The organism is Arthrobacter sp. LAPM80 (assembly GCF_046736435.1).
Classification (GTDB): Bacteria; Actinomycetota; Actinomycetes; order Actinomycetales; family Micrococcaceae; genus Specibacter.
Genome location: NZ_JBCHVD010000002.1, coordinates 81,090 through 100,473, shown reverse-complemented (window position 1 = coordinate 100,473; position 19,384 = coordinate 81,090). Strand labels below are relative to the sequence as shown.

Genomic DNA, 19,384 nt, shown 5'->3' with positions numbered 1-19,384 from the left:
GCCGTCAGTGCCTGATGAGGCTAACTAGGCACGACGGCGGCCCCTGCCGCCCAGCACCATGGCACCTCCCACGGCCACAAGCACCAGGATGCCCAGGGCGAGCACCGGCGACGCAGCACCAGTGCTGGCCAGCTCATCCACGGATGGGCTCTTTGCCGGCGTTGACGGTGCCGGGGCGCCAGATGTGGCTGCGCCTGTGGCGGATGCCTTCGGTGTTTCAACCGGGCTGCTGGGCGTCCCGGCATTCGAAGGCGTTGTTGCCGGCGAGGTGGTCGGCTCTGCACTGGGTGTTGCCGTTGCTGAGGGTGTCGCCGTCGGCGTTACCATGGTCGTGGGCGTTACCGTGGCCGTTGCCGTTGCCGTGACTGTCGGTTCCGCCGTTGCCGTTGCCGTGACTGTCGGGTCCGCCGTGGCCGTTGCCGTTGGCTCCACGTCTGCGGCAAAGTGCCAGGATGCAACGGCACCCTCGGCAATGGCATAGCCGTCCACGCTTCGCGCAGCGACGGTCACCAGTTTGGGCAGCGGGTGTCTGCCTGCCGGAACCACCGCACCATCCACCACGTACTCAATTCCTGTCGTGCTGGGAACCGTGTAGGTGCCCGCCGCGGGATCGAAGCTGACCGCTGCCGGAACAACCTTGATGTCGGTGAAGTCGGCCTTGCCGCTGTTGAGAACAGCGACGGCATCAACTGCCACGGGAAGGGTTGCCGCCCGGGCGGCACCCTCGCCCACGACAGTGGCCGTCAGAATGTGCTTGCCGCGCTTGACCGTTGGGCTGGTCCACACGGTGGAGATGGCATCAGCGCCCGCCTGGTGGCTGACAATCACGGGGACTCCCCCGTCGATCGAATAGGCAACCTTGCCCTGGCCGGGCCCCACGGGTGCGGTGACGGCCACGCCGTCTCCGTCAAAGCGCATGCTCCAGGAGGAGCCCGCCGTGCTCGATGAGCGCACCGTCCCGCCCAAGGCGCCAGTGACCGGCGTCGTCCCCCAGTCAGCGGGGAATACGAAGGAGGACTGGTAGTTTCCTTCGGTCGCGCTGTCGATCGTCATGGACTGCTTCTTCCATACGCGCACGTAGTCGAACTTGGAAGGCTTGGCGTTGTCGTAGGCGTTGGGGTAGCCGGCCGGGTTGTTGACGTAGGGTGCACGCAGGCCCACGGAGAGGATCATGATCTGCTCGGCGGGGTCGTACACGGGGTCCTTGGTCTCTCTGCGCAGCACGCCGTCGACGTACCAGCGTTGGATGCCCGGTCCCCATTCAAAGCCATAGTTATGCATGTTTTCAGCGGGGTTCCAGGGCGCCATATAGGAGGATCCGCCGTCGGACTGGTGATTGGGCCCGAGCGCCTGGGACGGCCAGCGGTGCTTGGCGAAGTCAATGGAGCCGGGCTGGTTCGGGTTCTGGCCCAGTTCCACCATGTCCAGTTCGGTCGCATAATCCCCTTCGCGCCCATCAAGCCAGAAGGCCAGGCACGTTCCGGGGAAGGGGGTTCCTGACTGGGCCCGAACTTCGAAGTAGCCGAATTTGACTGCCTCCTTGAGTTGGATGCCGCCTGACTTGTTGTAGGTGGTGTTGACTTCCTCGAAGCCCGGATTTGCCAGCTTGTTGGCGGCCGGGGCGGAATCCGCGGCGAAGGAGGCGTCGTCAAACATGGCGACGTCGGCAAAATCGGCGCCGCTTGACTGTAGGCCCACGGCACAGTTGGCCCCGGCCGCCACGGTGACAGGCAGGGAGTACTGGGTCCAGGCGCCGTTGTTGCGGGGAATTGCCGTTTCCTTGACGTTTGCCGTCCCGTCGCAGCCAGCAGCAACAAGGCTCACAGCACCCTTGGAGCCGACGGTCTTGGCCCAGGCCGAGAACGTGTACGTTCCGGCGGCGAGGCCGGAGAAGCTCTGCTGGGTGCGGGTTCCGTACTGGTTGTAATAGGTGTGGCGCAGCCCCGTCTTACCGGTCCGTGCGGCGTAGGAGGTGACGGTGTCGGTGTTGGAGTTCTGCAGGTTCACGTCAATGGTGTTGGTCTGCCACTTGCTGGGGGTGATGTTGTATTCGTTGGTGGGATCGTAGGACTGTTTCAGCTCCAAATTTCCGTCCTTGACCACGGACGCGTTATCTTCCCACCGCCATTCGGCACGCCAGCCCCATTGGTCGGTGAAGCGTTTGAAGCCCTGGTCAAGGTCAACGCCGTTGAACTCCGAGGAGTAGTCCTCGATCTTTGTCCATTTGCCCGTGTTGGCCGGATCCACCATGGGCATGGCGGCGGAGGGGTTCTGTGCGTAAGGGTCTGGCGTGTCGCCCACGGGCGGCGCGGTGGTGGGCGGTGGCGTGGTGGGGGTGCCGCCGTCGGACCCGTCAGTCTTCAAGATAATCGCGTCGATGTCAGGCGCAGGGCCGTCGGCGTTCCAGACCGTGATCGTGTTGATACCCACGTGCAGGTAGCAGGCGAATTCCTTGCGCAGCGGCGTGCTCGTGTTGGGCGCGACGGCGAGGTCCAGCAGGACCTTGGCACTGCCTTCACACTGGAGATTGACGTTGCGCTTGCCCGTGTCTGGAGAAAGGTATTGGAGCTCAAAAACCTTGTCCCCTGCGGTTTCCATGCTGACTTTGATGCCGATTTGGCCGTTGTTTCCGCCAACATAGCCCACGGTCTTGCCGCCCGACGCGGCCGCGTTGTTTTGCACCACCGCACGGCCAACGAAGTCGTTTCCTGCAGCCTCGGCCTCAAAGAGTGTTTGCGCCGCCGTTTCAACCACGACGGCGTCAATATCCGGGGCCGGGCCTGTGGCGTTGAAGAAGGTGATGATGTTTTCGCCTGCCACCAGGTTGGCGCAGCTGAACGTGTAGCGGCTTGCAGTCTCCCAGTTCGGGCTGGGCGAGAGGTCCGCCAGGGCGGCAGCGCCGTCGTTGCACTGGATGGAGATGTCCCTGTCCTCACCTGAGACATATTGCAGGCGCAAGGTGGTCCGCGCGGGATCCACGATGTTGATCTTGACACCAATTTTGCCGTTGCCACCGCCGACGAACCCAACTGTCTTGCCTCCGGAAGCCCCTGTCCGGTTCTGGGCCACGGCCTTCCCGGTGAAAACGTTGGTGGCGGCCTCGGCCTCGAACAGCGTTTGCGTGGCCGCCTGGGCGGGGCCACCGGCCAGCGGGATTATGAAGCTTGCAAGCAGGACCGCGCCTGCGGCAGTACCGATGGCCGCGCGTCGTCGGCGTCTGCGGCGCGCCCGCGGAGATTGATGGTGTGGTGGTGCGGCGCTGTGCTGCGCCGCTGGTTCAGAGACCTGCATGATTCCCCTCAATAAGGTATGGATTGGATGATTCCAGACATCACGACCCAATTGGTAACATGATGTTACCCAAAGTAGATGTGATCCATACCATAATGTCAATGGGGTTGCCACGGCGCGTCTTTTTAGCTTCCTTCCCCTGGGCAGGCCGTCGAGTAACGGCGGCACCTGACATGAAAAAGGCCCCCGGTTCCCGGATGGGGACCTTGTGCACGTCCCCCGCCCTTCATCCGAAGGCCTTCTTTCCAATCCCTGCGCGGCGCCCGCACGAAACCGGACGCCGCCAGTCACCGCACTAAATGTCCAGGTGGGTGGGGCCGAACATCTTCAACAACGCGTCAACCACGACGACGTTGGGACCGTCGGCGGCGAAGCCTTCCCGCAGGGCGTCCCCGACGTCCTGCGGCGCCACCCGCTTGGCAGGAACACCGAAGGACTCGGCCAGCTTGACGAAGTCGGGGCGGGCCAGCTCGGTGTGGGTCGCCTTGCCGAAGGTGTCAATCATGTATTCACGCAGGATGCCGTAGCCGCCGTCGTCAACGATGAGCCAGGTCACGGGGGCATTGTGCTGCCTGGCCGTTGCCAGTTCAGAGATGGAGTACATGGAGGAACCGTCGCCTGCCACCGCCAAAACCCGGGCCGGCTTGCCGTGGCTCTGCAATCCGAGCGCACCGCCGATGGCAGCCGGAAAGCCGTAGCCGAGGCCGCCGGCACCCTGGGCGGAGTGGAATTGGCCGTCCTTGGCATCCCAGCAGCTCCAGCCCCAGTAGGCGGAGATGGTCATGTCCCAGAACGTCTGCATGTCGGCCGGAACGGCCTCGCGGATATCGGCCATGAACTTGCGTTCAAGTGCCAGGTCCTGGCTGTCCAGGCGGGCCTGGACCTTGGCGAGGGTTTCCGCCACAACGGCCTGCGGCGTGGCGCCGTGCCAGTTGGCTTTTTCGCCGTGCGGTTCGGTCAGCGCCGCATCGAGTGCGCTGAGCGCCTGGCCGGCGTCTGCACGGATGCCAAGCGCGGGCCGGTTGGATTCCAGCACGCGAGGTTCGGCGTCAATCTGAATGATGCGCCCGCGCGGCTCCATGGTGAAGTAGTTGCTTGACACCTCGCCCAGGGATGAGCCGATGACCACCAGGACATCGGCGTCTTCCAACACTTCGGTGACGTGGCGGTCCTCAACCCAGGACTGCATCGACAGCTCATGGTTCCACGGGAACGCGCCATTTCCGCCCGGGGTGCAGACCACGGGGGCGTTGAGCTTTTCGGCGATGGAGAGCAGTTGCTTTTCCGCGTGGCCGCGTCGTGTTCCACCACCGGCAACGATCGCGGGGCGTTCGGCGGCCGAGAGCCACTTCACGGCTTCACGGATGAGCTCGACCCGCGGCGGGTTGTCGAACGGTTCGGCCAGCGCATCCTCGACGGCCGGCACAAAGATGGGGTCCAGCAGAACGTTCTGCGGCACCTCAACCCAGACAGGGCCCTGCGGGGAGGAAACGGCTTCCGTCCACGCGTCCTGGATGGCGGAGGGGATGCCCGATGCGTGCTGGATGAGCCGCTGGCTCTTGGTGACGTTGGCGGCGGAAGCCTTCTGGTCATCGAGCTGGTGCAGCATGCCCTTGCGGCGGGCACCCAATCCCTCAAGCGGGATCTGGCTCGCCACAACAATCATGGGCACGCCCGTTGCGTAGGCTTCCTGCAGGCCGGCAAGGGCCGTCAGCGCGCCGGGGCCCGTGGACAGGAACAGCACGCCCACTTCGCCCGTGGCGCGGGAGTAGCCGTCGGCGGCAAACGCCGAATTGTTCTCCACGCGGGAGGAGACAAAGTGCAGGGGCGAGCGGCTGAGCGCGTCAAAAAGCCCCAGGGCGTGCTGGCCTGGAATGCCGAAAACGGTCTGGGCGCCGAGCGCCGTCAGGGTCTCAACGACGAGGTCGCCACCGTTCCTTTGGCTTGGGGCCTCCGGCAGCGAGGGGTTCCCAGCCGAGCTTGCGAGGTTGGGGAGCTGCTGGGGATTCACTTGGTCTCTCCTGGGGTGAGGTTCGGGGCGAAGCCAGCGGGCCGGCGTCGTTCTTCTGCATCAAGTGCCTGGGCGGCGTAACCGTTCGGGGTGCCGAAGCGCTCTCCCTCGACGTGGTTATCGGCCATCAATGTCACAAGTTCGAAGCCGACGTGGCTTGCGGCGACACCGGTGATTTCGGCGTGGTCGTAGGCAGGAGCAACTTCGACGATGTCGGCGCCGACGAGGTTCATGCCCCGGAAGCCGCGGATGATCTCGATGAGCTCCCTGCTCGTGATGCCGCCGGCCTCGGGGGTGCCGGTGCCGGGCGCATGTGCCGGGTCAAGGACGTCGATGTCCACCGAGATGTACAGCGGGCGCTTGCCGATCCTGTCGCGGATCTTCGCAACTGTCTCGAGCACGCCTTGGTAGTAGACATCGGCCGCGGTGACGATGCCGAAGCCGAAGCGGTGGTCATCGTCCAGATCCTTCTTGCCGTAGAGCGGGCCGCGGGTGCCCACGTGGGAGATGGCCTCGGTGTCCAGGATGCCTTCCTCGACGGCGCGGCGGAAGGGGGTGCCGTGGGTGTATTCGGCACCGAAGTAGGTGTCCCAGGTGTCAAGGTGTGCGTCAAAGTGCAGCATCGCGACGGGCTCGCCGGCACGCTCGGCGGCGGCGCGCAGCAGCGGCAGGGAGATCGTGTGGTCGCCACCGATGGTCATGAGCTTTGCGCCGTTGGCCGTCAAGTCCAGCGCGTTTTGCTGGATGGTTTCGATGGCCTCGTTGATGTTGAAGGGGTTCACGGCCATGTCGCCGGCGTCGGCAACCTGGCAGTTTTCAAACGGGGACACATCCCAGGCCGGGTTGTACGGGCGCAGCAGGCGGCTGGCCTCACGCACGTGGTTGGCGCCGAAGCGGGCACCGGGGCGGTAGGAAACGCCGCTGTCAAAGGGGACACCGACGACGGCGACATCGGCCCTGGCGACCTGGTCAAGACGCGGGAGGCGTGCGTAGGTCGCGGCCCCCGCGTAGCGCGGGATCCGGGAGGAATCGATGGGGCCAAGGTTCCCGTTGGCCTCAATGCGGAGCTCTTTCATGGATGTCCTCAATTCTTGTGGCATTTTCCCGGCCTGAGACTGCGTCGGTAGACGTGCGTCACACCCGGAGGGTGTTCACCATAGTACAACCGATGTTGCCTATTGTGAACCAAATGTTTCACATTAGATACTTTCGCCATGCCCTTCGGGGTGAGTCCCGGAGCACGCCACCGGCACCGGCGGCACCGCGGGAAAAGAGGGGCTCCAGGGGCGTAAAGATTTCATCAAGACAGGGTTTTTCGAGCCAAAGCGGTGCTAGTCTCCAGTTGCCAGTGGCATTCGGAAGACCCCGACGCCGGTGTGCATCGGCTGCGACCGGGCAGCGACGAAACGAAAGGCCGTCAGTGACATCCCTTGCCAAAGCTCCTTCAGACCCCGGAACGAGCGGGAAACTGCGGGGCAGGGCGGCTCTGCGCCTTTGGTTGCTCGACGGCATGCCGGAAGGTTCGGGAAAACGGCAGGGACCCCACGGCCGCCCCACTGAAAACCACAAGCCGCAAACATGGTGGAGGGTCATGTGCCTGACGGGCCTTGACTACTTCTCGACCCTTGGATACCAGCCGGCCATCGCGGCCCTTGCTGCGGGTGTGCTGGCTCCTCTGGCCACGATCGTACTGGTCCTGGTCACGCTGTTCGGCGCCCTGCCCGTGTACAAGCGCGTTGCCAGGGAAAGCCCGCGCGGCGCCGGATCCATCGCCATGCTCGAACGCCTGCTGCCGCGCTGGTGGGGAAAGGCCTTTGTCCTGTCACTGCTGGGATTCGCCGCCACCGACTTCATGATCACCATTACCCTTTCCGCGGCCGACGCCACGGCCCACGTCATTGAAAACCCTTTCGCCCCGAGCTTCCTGCGCGGCCAAAACGTCATCATCACGCTCGTACTGATCGCCGCCCTCGCCGCCATATTCCTGCGCGGCTTCAAGGAAGCCATTGGCATCGCGGTTGTTCTGGTGGCGGTCTTTTTGACCCTGAACCTTGTTGTCATCGGCGTGGCACTTGTCCAGGTAGTCCACAGCCCGCTGCTGACAAACGACTGGTGGACGGCGTTGACAACCCAGCACGGCAACCCTGTCATGGTGGTCGCCATCGCACTGCTGGTCTTCCCACGCCTGGCGCTAGGCCTATCCGGTTTTGAAACCGGCGTCGCCGTCATGCCCCAAATCAAGGGACGTGCCACCGACACCGAGGAAAACCCCGAGGGCCGCATCAAGGGAGCCCACCGGCTGCTGACAACTGCCGCCGTCATCATGAGCAGCTTCCTCATCACGTCCTCGCTGGCCACCACAATCCTCATCCCGGCCGCCGAATTCCAGCCCGGCGGGGCCGCCAACGGCCGAGCGCTGGCATTCCTTGCCCACCACCTCCTCGGCGAGGGCTTCGGAACCGTCTACGATGTGAGCACCATCGCGATCCTGTGGTTCGCCGGTGCAAGCGCCATGGCCGGGCTGCTCAACCTTGTCCCGCGTTACCTGCCCCGCTTCGGTATGGCACCGCAATGGGCCGCCGCCGTCCGCCCGCTGGTTCTGGTGTTCGCCGCCGTCGCCGTCGTAATCACCATCATTTTCAAGGCCGACGTCGATGCCCAGGGAGGCGCGTACGCGACGGGTGTGCTGGTTCTGATTACGTCCGCGGCGATAGCTGTGACCCTCTCCGCCCGGCGCAAGGGCGAGCGGGGAAAGACGATTGGTTTCGGCGCTGTCTCGCTGGCGTTCATCTACACAACGGTGGCCAATTCGATCGAACGCCCCGACGGGTTGAAGATCGCGCTGTTGTTCATCCTTGGCATCGTGCTTGTCAGCCTGCTTTCGCGCCTGCGCCGCTCCTTCGAGTTGCGGGCAACTTACATTCGCATGGATGAGGCAGCCATGGGCTTCGTCGCTGCCGTGGACGAGGGCACGATCCGCATCATTTCGCACGACCCCAAGACCCGCAATGCGGCGGCCTACAGGCGCAAGCTTGCCCATGCCGCCGAGGTCAACGAGCTCGGTGACCTGAGCGACGTGCTGTTCATGGAGGTCATTGTGGATGATTCCTCGGACTTTGAAACGGCTTTGGAAGTCCGAGGCATCACCCGGCACGGGTTCAAGATCCTGCAGGTCCACTCATCAAATGTCCCCAACACGATAGCGGCAGTGCTGCTGCACATCCGCGATGCGACAGGGCTCATTCCGCACATTTACTTCCGGTGGAACGAGGGCAACCCCATCACCAACATGCTCAAGTTCATCTTTGTCGGTGAGGGCGAGATTGCCCCTGTCACCCGTGAGGTCCTGCGCGAGGCCGAACCCGAGCTCACGCAGCGACCCTGGGTCCACGTCGGCTGACCCAACGCTCGGTTAGTTTCGGTTCCTTTTCCGGAAACGCTCGGTTGCTTTTGGTCGTGTTTTGGCTGGCCCTCGGTTACTTTAGGTCGTGTACCCCATCGCGATTTCCGTATTCCGGCCGGGTAGGCTGGCCGGAATCCCGCGCTGGGACATCGCAGCCATCACCTTCACCCTCACCACGCCGGTGGCCCTCCTGCTGGTGTCGCCCAGGGGCCTGTTCAGACGCAACCGCGCTTTTCTTTGGCTGCTGGTTGCAACGGCAGTTTCGGCGATGTGCTCGGCGCTGGTCGGCGGAGCGCTTCTGTCAATGGGGAGCCCCGAGGGTGCCGCCGGTGACATTGGCGCGTTGCCGCTGTGGCTACTGTCGACGGGTGGCCTGATCACATCCTCCATGTTTGCCGTCAGGTCCTGGCACGGTGAGCCGAAAGGCCCGCCCGCGACCTTGCGCGGCCTGCAACTGCAGGAGCGTCGGGCAAAACGCAACAGAAAGTGACCGAGCGTCGGGCAAAACGCAACAGAAAGCAACCGAGCGTTGACTGGGCGTCAGGGGCGGGAGAGGCGCAGTGCCAGCAGCGGGCACAGCTTGACGGCCTCCACGGCACCGTCAAATTCCGCGCCCGTGAGGGGCACGTCCGACCTGTCCCCCGGCACGGCCACCCGCCGCGGGTTCACCACCGGATAGCCCCATTCGTCGCGCCGCAGGGCCTCGGGCAGAAGTTCCACGCACAGCCCGCGCCCGTCGCACCTGGTCCAGTCGATGTGCAGCCGCGCCGCCTGGCTACCTGACCCTGCGCCCGGGTTCACAACGCACCGCCGCTCGCCTGGCACTGCCCCGCAAGGTGCCAGGGCACATCGTCGGCAAAGGTTTCAAGGGCGCTGTGGATCAGCTGGACGGTCCCGTCAGGGTGGTGGCATGCGCCGCGCCCGGCCACCAGTGCCGAGAGCCGGTTCACCTCCCGCACCAGTTCGGGCCCGCCGCGCCCGGCCGCCAGCCTGAGCATGACCTCTGCCAGCGCGGGCAGCCCGAACAGGCAGGGCCCGCACTGGCGTGCCGACTGCCCGGCCAGGTATCCAACGATCCGCGCGGTTTCGGCCAGGCCGCAGCGCCCGTGGCCCATGACGTGCACGACGCCGGCCCCCGGACGAACGCTGGAAGCCGCGGCACCGCCCGCCACGTCAAGAACCGTGCCCGCCGGACGCACCCACCGCCCGTGGTAGCCACCGACGAGAACGGCGCAGACGGCGTCGGGCCTCACACCTGCCGAGGCCAAGACGCCCTCCAAAAGGGCGCCGCCGGGAACCTCAAGGACTAGCTCGGCGGGGACGTCGCCGGTGATCGAGAGCAGCCGCGTCCCAGGGTCGCCGGGAGTGCCAAGCCGGCGGAACCAGCTGCCTCCGTACCGGGCGATCAGCGCAATGTGGGCCCACGTCTCGGCGTTGTGGATGAGGGTTGGCCTGCCCTTGAACCCGCGCGCTGCCAACCGCCCGGCGGGGTCGGTTGGCAGCGCACGGCCGGTTTCGAGGAAGTTCACCACGGCGCTTGCCTGGCCGGAGATGAACGCCTCGGGTGAGGCCACGGGCTCAATGTCCCGGGCCTGCGGCCTTTCGGCCAGCGCCGCCGCCACGGGCTCCAGGTTGGCGGCGGCCGTATAGATGACCATTTTCGATGCACCGAGCACGCGGGCCGCGGCCAGCAGCCCGTCGATGACAAGGTGCGGGGAACTGTGCAGCAGCGTGGCGTCCTTGAAACTCAGCGGCTCGCCCTCGGCACCGTTCGCGACAAGCACCGGGCCGCCCGCCCGGGGCGTGTACCTCCTGGTGCGCCGGGCCTGTTCGACGGCGGCAAACTTGCGCCAGGAGGAAAAGCCCGCGCCCCCGCGCCCCGTCAGCCCGGATGCCTCGAGCGCCGACAGGAATGCCGAAGCATTGCCGGGGTCCGGCAGCGGCCCGTAGGCGGCAAGATGGTCCCGATGCCGGGCTTCCGGCCCTGCGGCGAAGAGCCTGGCCACACCCAGCTGCGGGGCACTGTCCGCGGTGGGAACCATGGCCGTGTCCGCGTTCATGGCTGCCGCGCCCGGTTCCGGTCGGCAAGGTTCCGGCTCGCCCCGCGTACCGCTGCCGTCTCGGAGAACCTGGCGGACACACGCCACACCACGGCTGCGACCACGGCCACCGCCAGCACAACGGCGGACGCCACAATGGCAGGACTTGTGCCGTCGCTGCCGTTTCCCAACGAGTGGGCCAGGGCCAGCGGCCAGGCGGCGTAGGTGAACCAGTGGACCACCTTGAAGGCGCGCTGCCCCAGCCGGCGCCGGAAAACGCCTGTCACGACAATGGCCGCGAGCAGGTCAAGTGCCACAGTGCCTAGGCCCTGCCAGAACGGCTTGAAGCTACCAAGGAACGGCACCACGACGTCGGCCACGCTGATGTTGGCGAGGGAGTCCAGCATGAGCGCCCCCACGTGGAGAACAAGGAACACGACAGCCAGCAGCGAGACGTTGCGGTGCAGCAGCGACAACGAGACCCGCGGGATACTGAAGAGCGGACGCCCCGACCGGGAAAGGATGCCAAGCAGCACGGAGACAGTCAGCAGCACCATGGAGATCATGCCGCTCACCCGGCCGAAGGCCCACATCGCATCATCCATGTGAAAGCACCCACGGAAGCCCGGCAGCGGGCCAGGTCATGGTCGTGAGGGTGCGGCCTTGTTGGTCCACTAGGCGGGAGCTGACACCACGCCCACGGAGCCAGCCGGGCGCGGCATGGCCTTTCACGAGCGCCGCCGTGCTGTACGCGTTGGCCTCAAGGGCCGTGGCTGCGGCAACGCTGGCACTGCGCCAGACCGTCTCCACGGGCAGTCCGAAACGGGGGTCAAGGATGTGGTGGCGCAGCGCCCCGTCCTGCCGCCACCGCCGTTTGAGCGTGCTTGAGGTGGCGAGGGCATGTCCGGCAGGCAGAGACACCTGTTGCGCCGGGTCCGCCGGGGTGTCCTGGACCATGATCTGCCAGTGCCCGGCAGGGCCGCTGCCGTCCTCGGGCGCAGGCCCCGCCGTCGCGATGTCCCCGCCCAGGTTGACGAGCACCCCGCAGCCAAGTTCGACGGCGATGCGCGCCGCGGCCATGTCAGCCGCCACCGCCTTGGCCGTCGCACCCAGGTCCAGGGTGACGTCGGCGGGGACGGTCAGGAAGGTGCCGTCGAGGGTGATGCTCCGCCATCCGGGGGTGCTCCGCTCAAGCAGGCGATGCGGCAGGGCCGCCAGGAACGGTGCAGTGCCAGCTGACTGCAGCCGGGAAAAGTCCCTGTCATAGCCAAGGGAGATGAGGTCGTTGCCGAGGGTGGGGTCGACGGCGCCGCCTGTCCACCGCGCTGCTTCAAGGGCGGCGTCCACCAGGGAGGCGAGCAGCGGGGTCACCTTCGCCCCGGTGGCCAGCTCCCGGCGGCGCAGCGCCAGCTCGGAGTCGGGGCGGAAGCGGCTGCAGGCGAGGTCGACGCCGTCGAGCACGCAGCGGGCAAGGCTCACGGCCTCCTCCAACGCGACCGGACTGGTGACAACCACGGAAGCGGCGAGACCCCAGACCTGCCAGGAACGCTGTGCCGGAGGGCCCTCTGCTGTGGGGGCGGCGTGGGAGATCCTCATGAGCCCGAGGACCTGGAATGGCTGTAGCCACCGCTGCCGGGAAGGAGTTGGGTGCCGGACGAACCGTCGGATGAGGACGAACCGTCGGAGGAGGAACCTGAAGACGAGCCGGAGGTGTCCGGCGTCGTACTTGTGGTGCCATGGGCGGCGGCGGCCGTGATGGTGCCGTACATGGCGACGCTGCCCAGGCCGGCACAACCCACGGCCCCGACGGCCACGACCGACGTGAGCGTGGTGGAGAGCTTCCTGCCGCTGCTTGGCTGTTTCATGGCCGGCCTGCTCCCAAATCCGTTTCAGAGCGATTGTTGTTGACTCAACAATCCACGACTTGGCTTTGAGTTTGCTTGGAACCAGCCGTTGGAAACTTAGGAAAAGCAGGGTGGTTCGATGTCAGGCGGTGCCGGAGCCCGATGCTGCCGGGACGAGCACCCACAGGGCCTCGACGGGGTGGGGCGTGTGGTTTTCCCAGGAATGCGGCTCACGGCCGGGGAACGTAAGCGTGTCTCCCGCCTTCAGATCGTAGGACTCCTGGGTCATGCGCAAGGTCAGTTCGCCGCTGATGATGTGCAAAACGTCGACGTCGCAGTCAACTGCGTACAGTTCGGATTCGCCCCGTCCGTACGGTTCGATCGTGGCGCAAAGAATTTGCAGGCGGCGCTCGGAGCGGGAGGTCAGGAGGCGTTCAACAATGCCGTCCCCGCCCAGGGAGATGCGCGGGCCCTCGCCTTTGCGGGTCAGGTGCGTTTCGGGTGCGGCAAACAGATCGCCAATGGAAATCGAGAGAACCTGGCACAGCGTCACCAGCGAAGCGACGCTCGGGGAGGTGAGGTCCCGTTCGACACGGCTCAAAAATCCCTTGGTCAGGCCCGTTGCATCGGCGACTTGTTCAATGGTCAGGCGCTGGTCCTGGCGTGCGGCGCGGATCCGCGAACCAATGGCAACCGGGTCGGAACTGGGTTCCAGGGGCAAAGCTTTCATGGCGGCTCCTCACATCAGGGCTGCCCTGATACAAGCGGCACTTTGACTGTAACTGTCATCACAGTTTAGCCTAATAGACAACAAATGTTGCTTTAGAGGCAATACTTCCGGGGGATCCCATCTATTTCACGCACTGGAGCATCACATGGACTTAAATATTGCCATAGTCGCCTTCTATCTGGTCGCCATGCTGGCCTTTGGCTGGTGGGGCAAGTCGCGGACCAAGAGCAACAGTGACTTCCTCGTTGCCGGCCGCCGCCTTGGCCCTTTCCTGTACACAGGCACCATGGCCGCCGTCGTCCTCGGTGGCGCGTCAACAGTTGGCGGCGTGGGGCTCGGCTACAAGTTCGGCATCTCGGGCATGTGGCTGGTGGTCGCCATCGGCGTCGGCGTGCTGCTGCTGAGCGTGCTGTTCGCACCCACCCTGCAAAAACTGAAGATTTACACCGTCTCACAAATGCTGAGCCTGCGCTACGGCCAGGAAACAACGAAGGTTTCAGGCATCGTCATGCTGGCCTACACCATCATGATTTCGGCAACCTCAACCGGCGCCTACGCCACCATCTTCGTGGTGCTCTTCGGCTGGGACCGCTGGCTGGCGATCGCCGTCGGTGGCGCCATCGTGCTGGTCTACTCCACCATTGGCGGCATGTGGTCCATCACCCTGGCCGACCAGGTGCAGTTCGTCATCAAGACAGTCGGCGTCTTCCTCCTCATGCTCCCCTTCGCCTGGAATGCAGCCGGCGGGATTGACGGCATCAAGGAACGCGTTGATGCAAGCTTCTTCCAGTGGGACGGCATCGGCACCCAGACCATCATCACGTACTTCGTTGTCTACACGCTGGGCCTGCTCATCGGCCAGGACATCTGGCAGCGAGTCTTCACCGCCCGCACCCCCGAAGTTGCCCGCTGGGGCGGCGCCACGGCCGGCATGTACTGCATCCTGTACGGTGTTGCCGGCGCCCTGATCGGCCTGGCAGCCCGTGTGGCCCTCCCCGACATTGATGTCGCCACCCTGGGCAAGGACGTTGTATATGCCGAAGTTGCCACCCACTTGCTGCCGATGGGCATCGGCGGCATCGTTCTGGCCGCCGCCGTCGCTGCCATGATGTCCACGGCCTCAGGCTCCCTGATCGCCGCCGCAACGGTGGCACGCAAGGACGTCGTCCCGTTCGTGGCCAGCTGGTTCGGCAAGAAGATCGACAGCTCTGACACCTCCAACCCCGAGCACGACGTGAACGCCAACCGCCTGTATGTGCTGGTCCTTGGCATCGTGGTGGTGCTGATCTCCATCGTGGTCAATGACGTGGTGTTTGCCCTGACCATCGCGTACGACATCCTTGTCGGCGGCCTGCTCGTCGCCATCATCGGTGGCCTGGTATGGAAGCGCGGAACCGGCCTGGGCGCCGCCTGGTCCATCGCTGTCGGCTGCGTCCTGACCATCGTCCTGCTTGTCCTGTACGCCACAGGGGCGATCCCCAGTGCCGATGGCATCTACGCCAACGAGCCCATCTACTTCGGCCTCATCGCCGCGCTTGTGGTCTACGTCGTGGTTTCCCTGCGGACCCCGGCAACCCCGGCCCACATCCGCAAGGCCTGGGACGACCGCCTGGCAGCAGCATCCACCGACTCCAATGCAGACGACATTGAAACGGTTGCCTCCAAGTAGCCTCCCGCTTTGCAACCAGCCCGCAAAAAACGGCGAGCAATCACCCAGAGATCGTGATTGCTCGTCGTTTTTTGCGGGCTGGTTACTTAAAGTACGACGGCGGCTGGCTACGTCATATATGACGCCGCCAGCCGCTGCCGCATGCGACGGGAGTAGTGTTGTTCCAACTTCAAGAGATGCGATGCCAAGCTCCGACTGGTCGCACGCCAACCCCAGGCTTCATGGGTGGTTCAGATGACGAAGCGGCCCGCTGCCGTCCGGCGCAGGCAAGAGCACACAAAGGTCCTGACCATGACTGTTACAAATGTGGCACCCGCAAAATCCCTTCAGGCCGGCGCTCTGGCACGTCCATCCGGCATCCCCGTACTTCCTGCCGTGGACTTGAATCTTGGCACCGTTACGTTTGTCACGCCCGCAGGACACCATGCCTATTGGTCTGCGGAGGCAGAACAACTGGTGCAGGCGCTGACCCAGGCGGTGCGCCCGGCCAGGTGGATTCCTGGCATCGGCACCTTGGTTGTCACGGTGGCGCAGACAGGAGTGCGGGCCGGGCGTGGCGTCGGCTTCAGGCTGGCGAAACAGTAGGGCTGTCCCGACGCGGCGGCATGCTTGTCCCCTGTCATTCGATGACGGCGATCACGGCCCCCTGGGCAACTTCGTCCCCCTCGGCGACCCGCAGGCGGACCGTTCCGGCCGCCGGGGAGTAAATTTCGGCGTCGACCTTGTCAATGGACACCTCGGCGAGGAGATGCTTTTCCTGCACCGGATCGCCGTCGGCTACGTACCAGGTGGACAGCACGCCAGGCTCGGAGGCGTCTCCCGTCATCATCGGGAACAGGATCTCGGGCATTCGACAACCGCCTTCAGGACAGCGGCGCCGATACGGACGGCCGTTGGCTACACAGCCTATGCCAGTTCCTCGGCGCAGGGAATGGATCGGTCGGGCGCAGGCCCCGGCCAGAATTGCGGCGGACCGAAACCGCTTCCCTAGGCCCACCGGCCACTATTACGGCCAATAAGGCGCTACAGTGATGGCTGACTTTGAGGAGCATCACCGTGCCTGAACGCATACCAACAGCCGCTGAAATCAAGCGCTGGCGCCAATACCTGGCCGACGAACGCGCTGAAGCTTCCGTATACCGTGACCTTGCCATGCGCCGTGACGGTGAGGAGCAGACCATCCTGCTCTCCCTGGCGGCAGCCGAGGGCCGCCACGAGCAGCACTGGCTCGGGCTTTTGGGCGAACACGCGAAAAAGCCCGTCCACCCATCCCTGCACAACCGCCTGCTTGGCCTGCTGGCCCGGCGCTTTGGTTCGGTCTTCGTGCTGGCACTGGCCCAACGCGCGGAGTCCCGCTCCCCCTACGCCACTGACGCCGACGCCACCGACACCATGGCTGCCGACGAGGCAATCCACGAGGAGGTTGTCCGCGGTCTGGCAACCCGTGGACGCATCCGCCTTTCTGGATCCTTCCGTGCCGCGGTTTTCGGCGCAAACGACGGCCTTGTCAGCAACCTCTCACTTGTTGTTGGCATGGGGGCGACCGGGGTGTCCAGCCAAGTGGTCCTGTTCAGCGGCGTGTTCGGTCTGCTGGCGGGTGCACTGTCCATGGGCGCCGGGGAATATGTCTCCGTCAGGTCCCAGCGTGAGCTGATCGACGCTTCCCAGCCGACCCAGGTTACGCTGACAGCGGCCCCCTCCCTGGATCTTGAGAACAACGAACTCGTACTCGTTTATCTGGCGCGCGGCATGTCCCGTGAAACTGCGGAACACCGTGCGGCCGAGCGCCTGGGCCAGTACAGCTGCGACTGCGACCCCAGCACGTCGCTGCAGCCGGACAAGTTCGAGGAAGTCGACGAGCACGAGACCCTCGGCACCGCGTGGGGGGCCGCGACGTCGAGCTTTTGCTTCTTCGCCTCGGGTGCCATCATCCCCATCATTCCGTTCCTCTTTGGCCTGACAGGGATGGGTGCGCTCCTGCTCTCCTGCGTGCTTGTCGGCATCACACTCATGGGAACTGGCGCCGTGGTGGGCCTGCTTTCGGGCGCTTCCCCGTTGTGGCGCGGCCTGCGCCAGCTGGGCATCGGCATGGGAGCCGCCGCCGCGACGTACCTTCTCGGCCTGGCGTCTGGCGGCCTGATCGGGTCATAATCCCGCAGTTCCCGGTGAGGATGGGAGTGCCCGGCGCCCGCAGGCGGCTAACCGGCGACGACGGCGCAAGCCTCCTGCACTGAATCCACAATGTGCACGTGGGCCGCCATGGCACGGCCCGCGGCCAATGTTGTCAACAGCTGCGTCACGGGCACCTCTTCCTCCCAATAGCGCCGACCCACCAGCACCATGGGGGCGACTGCGCCCTCTGCGGCGTAGTAGTTCTCACACGCGTCCTGGAAGATCTCCTGAACCGTCCCCGCGGCGCCGGGCAGGAACACAATGCCACCCCGGGACCTGTCAAGCAGGACCGCCTCGCGCAGGGCGTTGGTGAAGTACTTGGCAATTTTCGTGGCAAAGACGTTGGGCGGTTCGTGACCGTAGAACCAGGTGGGAATGCCAAGGGTCGGCGCCCCCTGCGGGTATTCCTCGACCACCTCGAACGCGGCCCTTGCCCACTCGGTGACCGAGGGGCGGAAGCCGGGGACGGCTGCCAAGGTGAGCAAGGCACCTTCGAGGGTCCCGGCGTCGTATGTTGATAGGTAGGCACCAAGGTTGGCGGCCTCCATGGCGCCAGGCCCGCCACCTGTCGCGACGAGGAACCCCGCAAGGCTCAGGGCACGGCCCAACTCCGCGGCCTGCGCATACTGCCCGCTCCCCCGCGCCGCCGCATGCCCGCCCATGACACCAACAACGGGCCGGGTGAGCGCGGACAGAAAGTCGTCGAGGGCGTCGGAAATGGCGTGGTCATGCATGGCGGTGGCGAGCGTTGAGTGCAGCGTGGGGGCACGGCCGGCCTGCATGCTCCACTGGTAGATGCGGGCGTCGGGGACTGCTTCATACTCGGCCCCGGCGATCCCGGCGAACAGCTCAGCCCCCGTGTACAGGTGGCCTCGGTAGGCGTTGAACGGGACGTGCTTGAGCGCGGGAAAGATCAGCGCGCCACCTGACCGCAGCTGATCCTCAATGCCATGGCCGAAGGTGCACCCCATGAACACGGCGCCGGAGGCGTGCAGCCGCAGCAGATCGGCCGACTTCCCGCGCAGGTCAACCGACTGGAAATACCAGCCACGCATGGATTTCGCGCCTCCGGCCACCAGCTCGTCAAAGCGCGGCAGCGACTCAATCTCAAGGTTGCGGCCACGGGGCGCCAGGGGTGCGTTCACGCCTCCAGCCTAGCCACACGCTCGTTTCGCTGCTCGCTCCGTGCCGGCCCGGGACCCCGAAACGGTCATCCGCTGGTGATATTTCACCAGCGGATGACCGTTTCGGGGTCCTTCCCACCGGATTAGCCGTTGAAGGGGGCGGTACAGTGCGGCCGTCGTTCTCGAGCGCATCGATCCAGGCAAGCTCGGCGTCGGAGAGCTCAAGGTCGAGAATGTCCAGGTTCTCGGCGATGCGTGACGGCGTGACAGACTGCGGGATGATTTTCCGACCCTGCTGCAGCTGCCAGCGCCGGACGACCTGTGCGGGCGTGCGGGCGTGCGGGCGTGCGGGCGTGCGGCCAAGGGTATGGGCCGCGGCCAGCACTGGACGGGCATCAAGGACGGCACCCCGGACCAGTGGGCTCCACGCCTCGGTGAAGAGGCCATGCTTTGCGTCAAAAGCCTGGATATCGCGCTGCTGCAGGGCCGGATGCGTCTGAACCTGGTTCACCGCGGGGACGGTTCCACCCAGCGCTATGACGTGCTCGAGCTGCTCCGGCAGGAAGTTGGAGGCTTCGATCGAGCGGGCCAGTGGATCAGGTACAAATCGAGGTAGCCGATCCACACCTTGGCGGTGATGAACAGGTCCTCGCGCGCCAGCCCTGAGGCGGCACTTGCACGACGGCGGTTGTTTCGTTGGTGCGGTCTTGTTTCCTACCGCTGGCTGCGGCATAGGCCATGACACTTACGGCCAGCAGGGTCAGGGCGGCGCCTGAGAAGATGGGTGAGGTGTAGCCCAGGTCCTCTGTGATGGTGACCCCGCCGAGCCGTGCGCCGAGTGCATTGCCAAGGTTGAATGCACCGATGTTGGCTCCGGAGGCAAGCGTTGGTGCCGACGATGCGTACTTCATGACCCTCATCCGGAGTCCTGGAACCGGGGCGAAGCCGAAGCCGCCCGTCAGGAACAGTGCAGCGACGGTCGCGGGCTGGCTGGTGGTTGTCATGGCGAACTGTGCAAGGATGACGACCAGCACGGACCGTACTGTTAGGAGTGTCCTGTCTACCTTGCAGCCAGCGGCCCTGCCACCTGCCCCAGCATGG

General features: G+C 65.2%; 18 protein-coding genes and 1 riboswitch. Of the genes, 5 read left to right on the top strand and 13 right to left on the bottom strand.

The window, feature by feature from the left end:
• Window positions 1–24: 24 nt before the first annotated feature.
• From AAGW05_RS02835 to speB, 3 genes are all read right to left on the bottom strand, one after another.
• A complete protein-coding gene (locus tag AAGW05_RS02835; RefSeq protein WP_411802956.1) occupies window positions 25–3,291 on the bottom strand; it encodes a family 16 glycosylhydrolase in 3,267 nt (1,088 codons plus the stop codon).
• Between the two features lie 295 nt (window positions 3,292–3,586).
• Window positions 3,587–5,251 carry a thiamine pyrophosphate-binding protein gene (locus AAGW05_RS02830; protein WP_411803187.1) on the bottom strand — a complete coding sequence of 555 codons (1,665 nt, stop codon included), beginning with the start codon at window positions 5,249–5,251 and terminating at the stop codon, window positions 3,587–3,589.
• A gap of 47 nt (window positions 5,252–5,298) precedes the next feature.
• Window positions 5,299–6,378, bottom strand: coding sequence for an agmatinase (gene speB, locus AAGW05_RS02825; protein ID WP_411802955.1), 1,080 nt, complete (start codon window positions 6,376–6,378; stop codon window positions 5,299–5,301).
• Between the two features lie 344 nt (window positions 6,379–6,722).
• Here speB and AAGW05_RS02820 point away from each other — a divergent pair, with 344 nt between their 5' ends.
• Window positions 6,723–8,702 carry an amino acid permease gene (locus AAGW05_RS02820; RefSeq protein WP_411802954.1) on the top strand — a complete coding sequence of 660 codons (1,980 nt, stop codon included), beginning with the start codon at window positions 6,723–6,725 and terminating at the stop codon, window positions 8,700–8,702.
• Between the two features lie 88 nt (window positions 8,703–8,790).
• Window positions 8,791–9,195, top strand: coding sequence for a hypothetical protein (locus AAGW05_RS02815; RefSeq protein ID WP_411802953.1), 405 nt, complete (start codon window positions 8,791–8,793; stop codon window positions 9,193–9,195).
• A 50-nt stretch (window positions 9,196–9,245) separates the two neighbouring features.
• On the opposite strand, the gene AAGW05_RS02810 is transcribed toward AAGW05_RS02815, so the two are convergent.
• From AAGW05_RS02810 to AAGW05_RS02785, 6 genes are all read right to left on the bottom strand, one after another.
• A complete protein-coding gene (locus AAGW05_RS02810) occupies window positions 9,246–9,506 on the bottom strand; it encodes a ferredoxin (RefSeq protein WP_411802952.1) in 261 nt (86 codons plus the stop codon).
• Entirely contained in the window at window positions 9,503–10,765 is a 1,263-nt protein-coding gene (locus AAGW05_RS02805) for an NADH-ubiquinone oxidoreductase-F iron-sulfur binding region domain-containing protein (protein ID WP_411802951.1), read from the bottom strand. Before AAGW05_RS02805 ends, AAGW05_RS02810 begins: the two co-directional genes overlap by 4 nt.
• On the bottom strand, window positions 10,762–11,349 hold the full coding sequence (locus tag AAGW05_RS02800) for a ferric reductase-like transmembrane domain-containing protein (RefSeq protein ID WP_411802950.1): 588 nt from the start codon (window positions 11,347–11,349) through the stop codon (window positions 10,762–10,764). Before AAGW05_RS02800 ends, AAGW05_RS02805 begins: the two co-directional genes overlap by 4 nt.
• Entirely contained in the window at window positions 11,342–12,340 is a 999-nt protein-coding gene (locus tag AAGW05_RS02795; protein ID WP_411802949.1) for an FAD:protein FMN transferase, read from the bottom strand. Before AAGW05_RS02795 ends, AAGW05_RS02800 begins: the two co-directional genes overlap by 8 nt.
• The gene (locus AAGW05_RS02790) at window positions 12,337–12,609 is read right to left on the bottom strand and encodes a hypothetical protein (protein WP_411802948.1); all 273 of its coding nucleotides are present in this window, start codon (window positions 12,607–12,609) and stop codon (window positions 12,337–12,339) included. The genes AAGW05_RS02795 and AAGW05_RS02790 overlap by 4 nt, the downstream gene beginning before the upstream one ends.
• 121 nt (window positions 12,610–12,730) lie before the next feature.
• Window positions 12,731–13,318, bottom strand: coding sequence for a helix-turn-helix domain-containing protein (locus tag AAGW05_RS02785; protein ID WP_411802947.1), 588 nt, complete (start codon window positions 13,316–13,318; stop codon window positions 12,731–12,733).
• 145 nt (window positions 13,319–13,463) lie between these two features.
• Here AAGW05_RS02785 and AAGW05_RS02780 point away from each other — a divergent pair, with 145 nt between their 5' ends.
• Window positions 13,464–14,987, top strand: a complete 1,524-nt coding sequence (locus AAGW05_RS02780; RefSeq protein WP_411802946.1) for a sodium:solute symporter — start codon at window positions 13,464–13,466, stop codon at window positions 14,985–14,987.
• Window positions 14,988–15,154: 167 nt separating this feature from the next.
• Window positions 15,155–15,266: riboswitch (SAM riboswitch) on the top strand.
• A 12-nt stretch (window positions 15,267–15,278) separates the two neighbouring features.
• Window positions 15,279–15,572, top strand: coding sequence for a hypothetical protein (locus AAGW05_RS02775; RefSeq protein WP_411802945.1), 294 nt, complete (start codon window positions 15,279–15,281; stop codon window positions 15,570–15,572).
• A gap of 34 nt (window positions 15,573–15,606) precedes the next feature.
• Here the strand turns inward: AAGW05_RS02775 and AAGW05_RS02770 are convergent, their stop codons facing one another.
• Entirely contained in the window at window positions 15,607–15,837 is a 231-nt protein-coding gene (locus tag AAGW05_RS02770; protein WP_411802944.1) for a biotin/lipoyl-containing protein, read from the bottom strand.
• Between the two features lie 206 nt (window positions 15,838–16,043).
• Here AAGW05_RS02770 and AAGW05_RS02765 point away from each other — a divergent pair, with 206 nt between their 5' ends.
• A complete protein-coding gene (locus tag AAGW05_RS02765; protein WP_411802943.1) occupies window positions 16,044–17,138 on the top strand; it encodes a VIT1/CCC1 transporter family protein in 1,095 nt (364 codons plus the stop codon).
• Window positions 17,139–17,185: 47 nt separating this feature from the next.
• On the opposite strand, the gene AAGW05_RS02760 is transcribed toward AAGW05_RS02765, so the two are convergent.
• The 3 genes from AAGW05_RS02760 to AAGW05_RS02750 are packed head-to-tail and all read right to left on the bottom strand — an operon-like array spanning window position 17,186 to window position 19,317.
• The gene (locus tag AAGW05_RS02760) at window positions 17,186–18,304 is read right to left on the bottom strand and encodes an LOG family protein (RefSeq protein ID WP_411802942.1); all 1,119 of its coding nucleotides are present in this window, start codon (window positions 18,302–18,304) and stop codon (window positions 17,186–17,188) included.
• Entirely contained in the window at window positions 18,267–18,908 is a 642-nt protein-coding gene (locus AAGW05_RS02755) for an aldo/keto reductase (RefSeq protein ID WP_411802941.1), read from the bottom strand. Before AAGW05_RS02755 ends, AAGW05_RS02760 begins: the two co-directional genes overlap by 38 nt.
• Complete coding sequence (locus AAGW05_RS02750; protein ID WP_411802940.1) at window positions 18,880–19,317, bottom strand: hypothetical protein; 438 nt, start codon at window positions 19,315–19,317, stop codon at window positions 18,880–18,882. Before AAGW05_RS02750 ends, AAGW05_RS02755 begins: the two co-directional genes overlap by 29 nt.
• Window positions 19,318–19,384: the final 67 nt, after the last annotated feature.

Coding starts and splice junctions, on each gene's coding strand:
- AAGW05_RS02835 (WP_411802956.1), bottom strand. CDS start 3,291: ATGCAGGTCTCTGAACCAGCGGCGCAGCACAGCGCCGCACCACCACAC.
- speB (WP_411802955.1), bottom strand. CDS start 6,378: ATGAAAGAGCTCCGCATTGAGGCCAACGGGAACCTTGGCCCCATCGAT.
- AAGW05_RS02805 (WP_411802951.1), bottom strand. CDS start 10,765: ATGAACGCGGACACGGCCATGGTTCCCACCGCGGACAGTGCCCCGCAG.
- AAGW05_RS02800 (WP_411802950.1), bottom strand. CDS start 11,349: ATGGATGATGCGATGTGGGCCTTCGGCCGGGTGAGCGGCATGATCTCC.
- AAGW05_RS02795 (WP_411802949.1), bottom strand. CDS start 12,340: ATGAGGATCTCCCACGCCGCCCCCACAGCAGAGGGCCCTCCGGCACAG.
- AAGW05_RS02790 (WP_411802948.1), bottom strand. CDS start 12,609: ATGAAACAGCCAAGCAGCGGCAGGAAGCTCTCCACCACGCTCACGTCG.
- AAGW05_RS02785 (WP_411802947.1), bottom strand. CDS start 13,318: ATGAAAGCTTTGCCCCTGGAACCCAGTTCCGACCCGGTTGCCATTGGT.
- AAGW05_RS02780 (WP_411802946.1), top strand. CDS start 13,464: ATGGACTTAAATATTGCCATAGTCGCCTTCTATCTGGTCGCCATGCTG.
- AAGW05_RS02775 (WP_411802945.1), top strand. CDS start 15,279: ATGACTGTTACAAATGTGGCACCCGCAAAATCCCTTCAGGCCGGCGCT.
- AAGW05_RS02770 (WP_411802944.1), bottom strand. CDS start 15,837: ATGCCCGAGATCCTGTTCCCGATGATGACGGGAGACGCCTCCGAGCCT.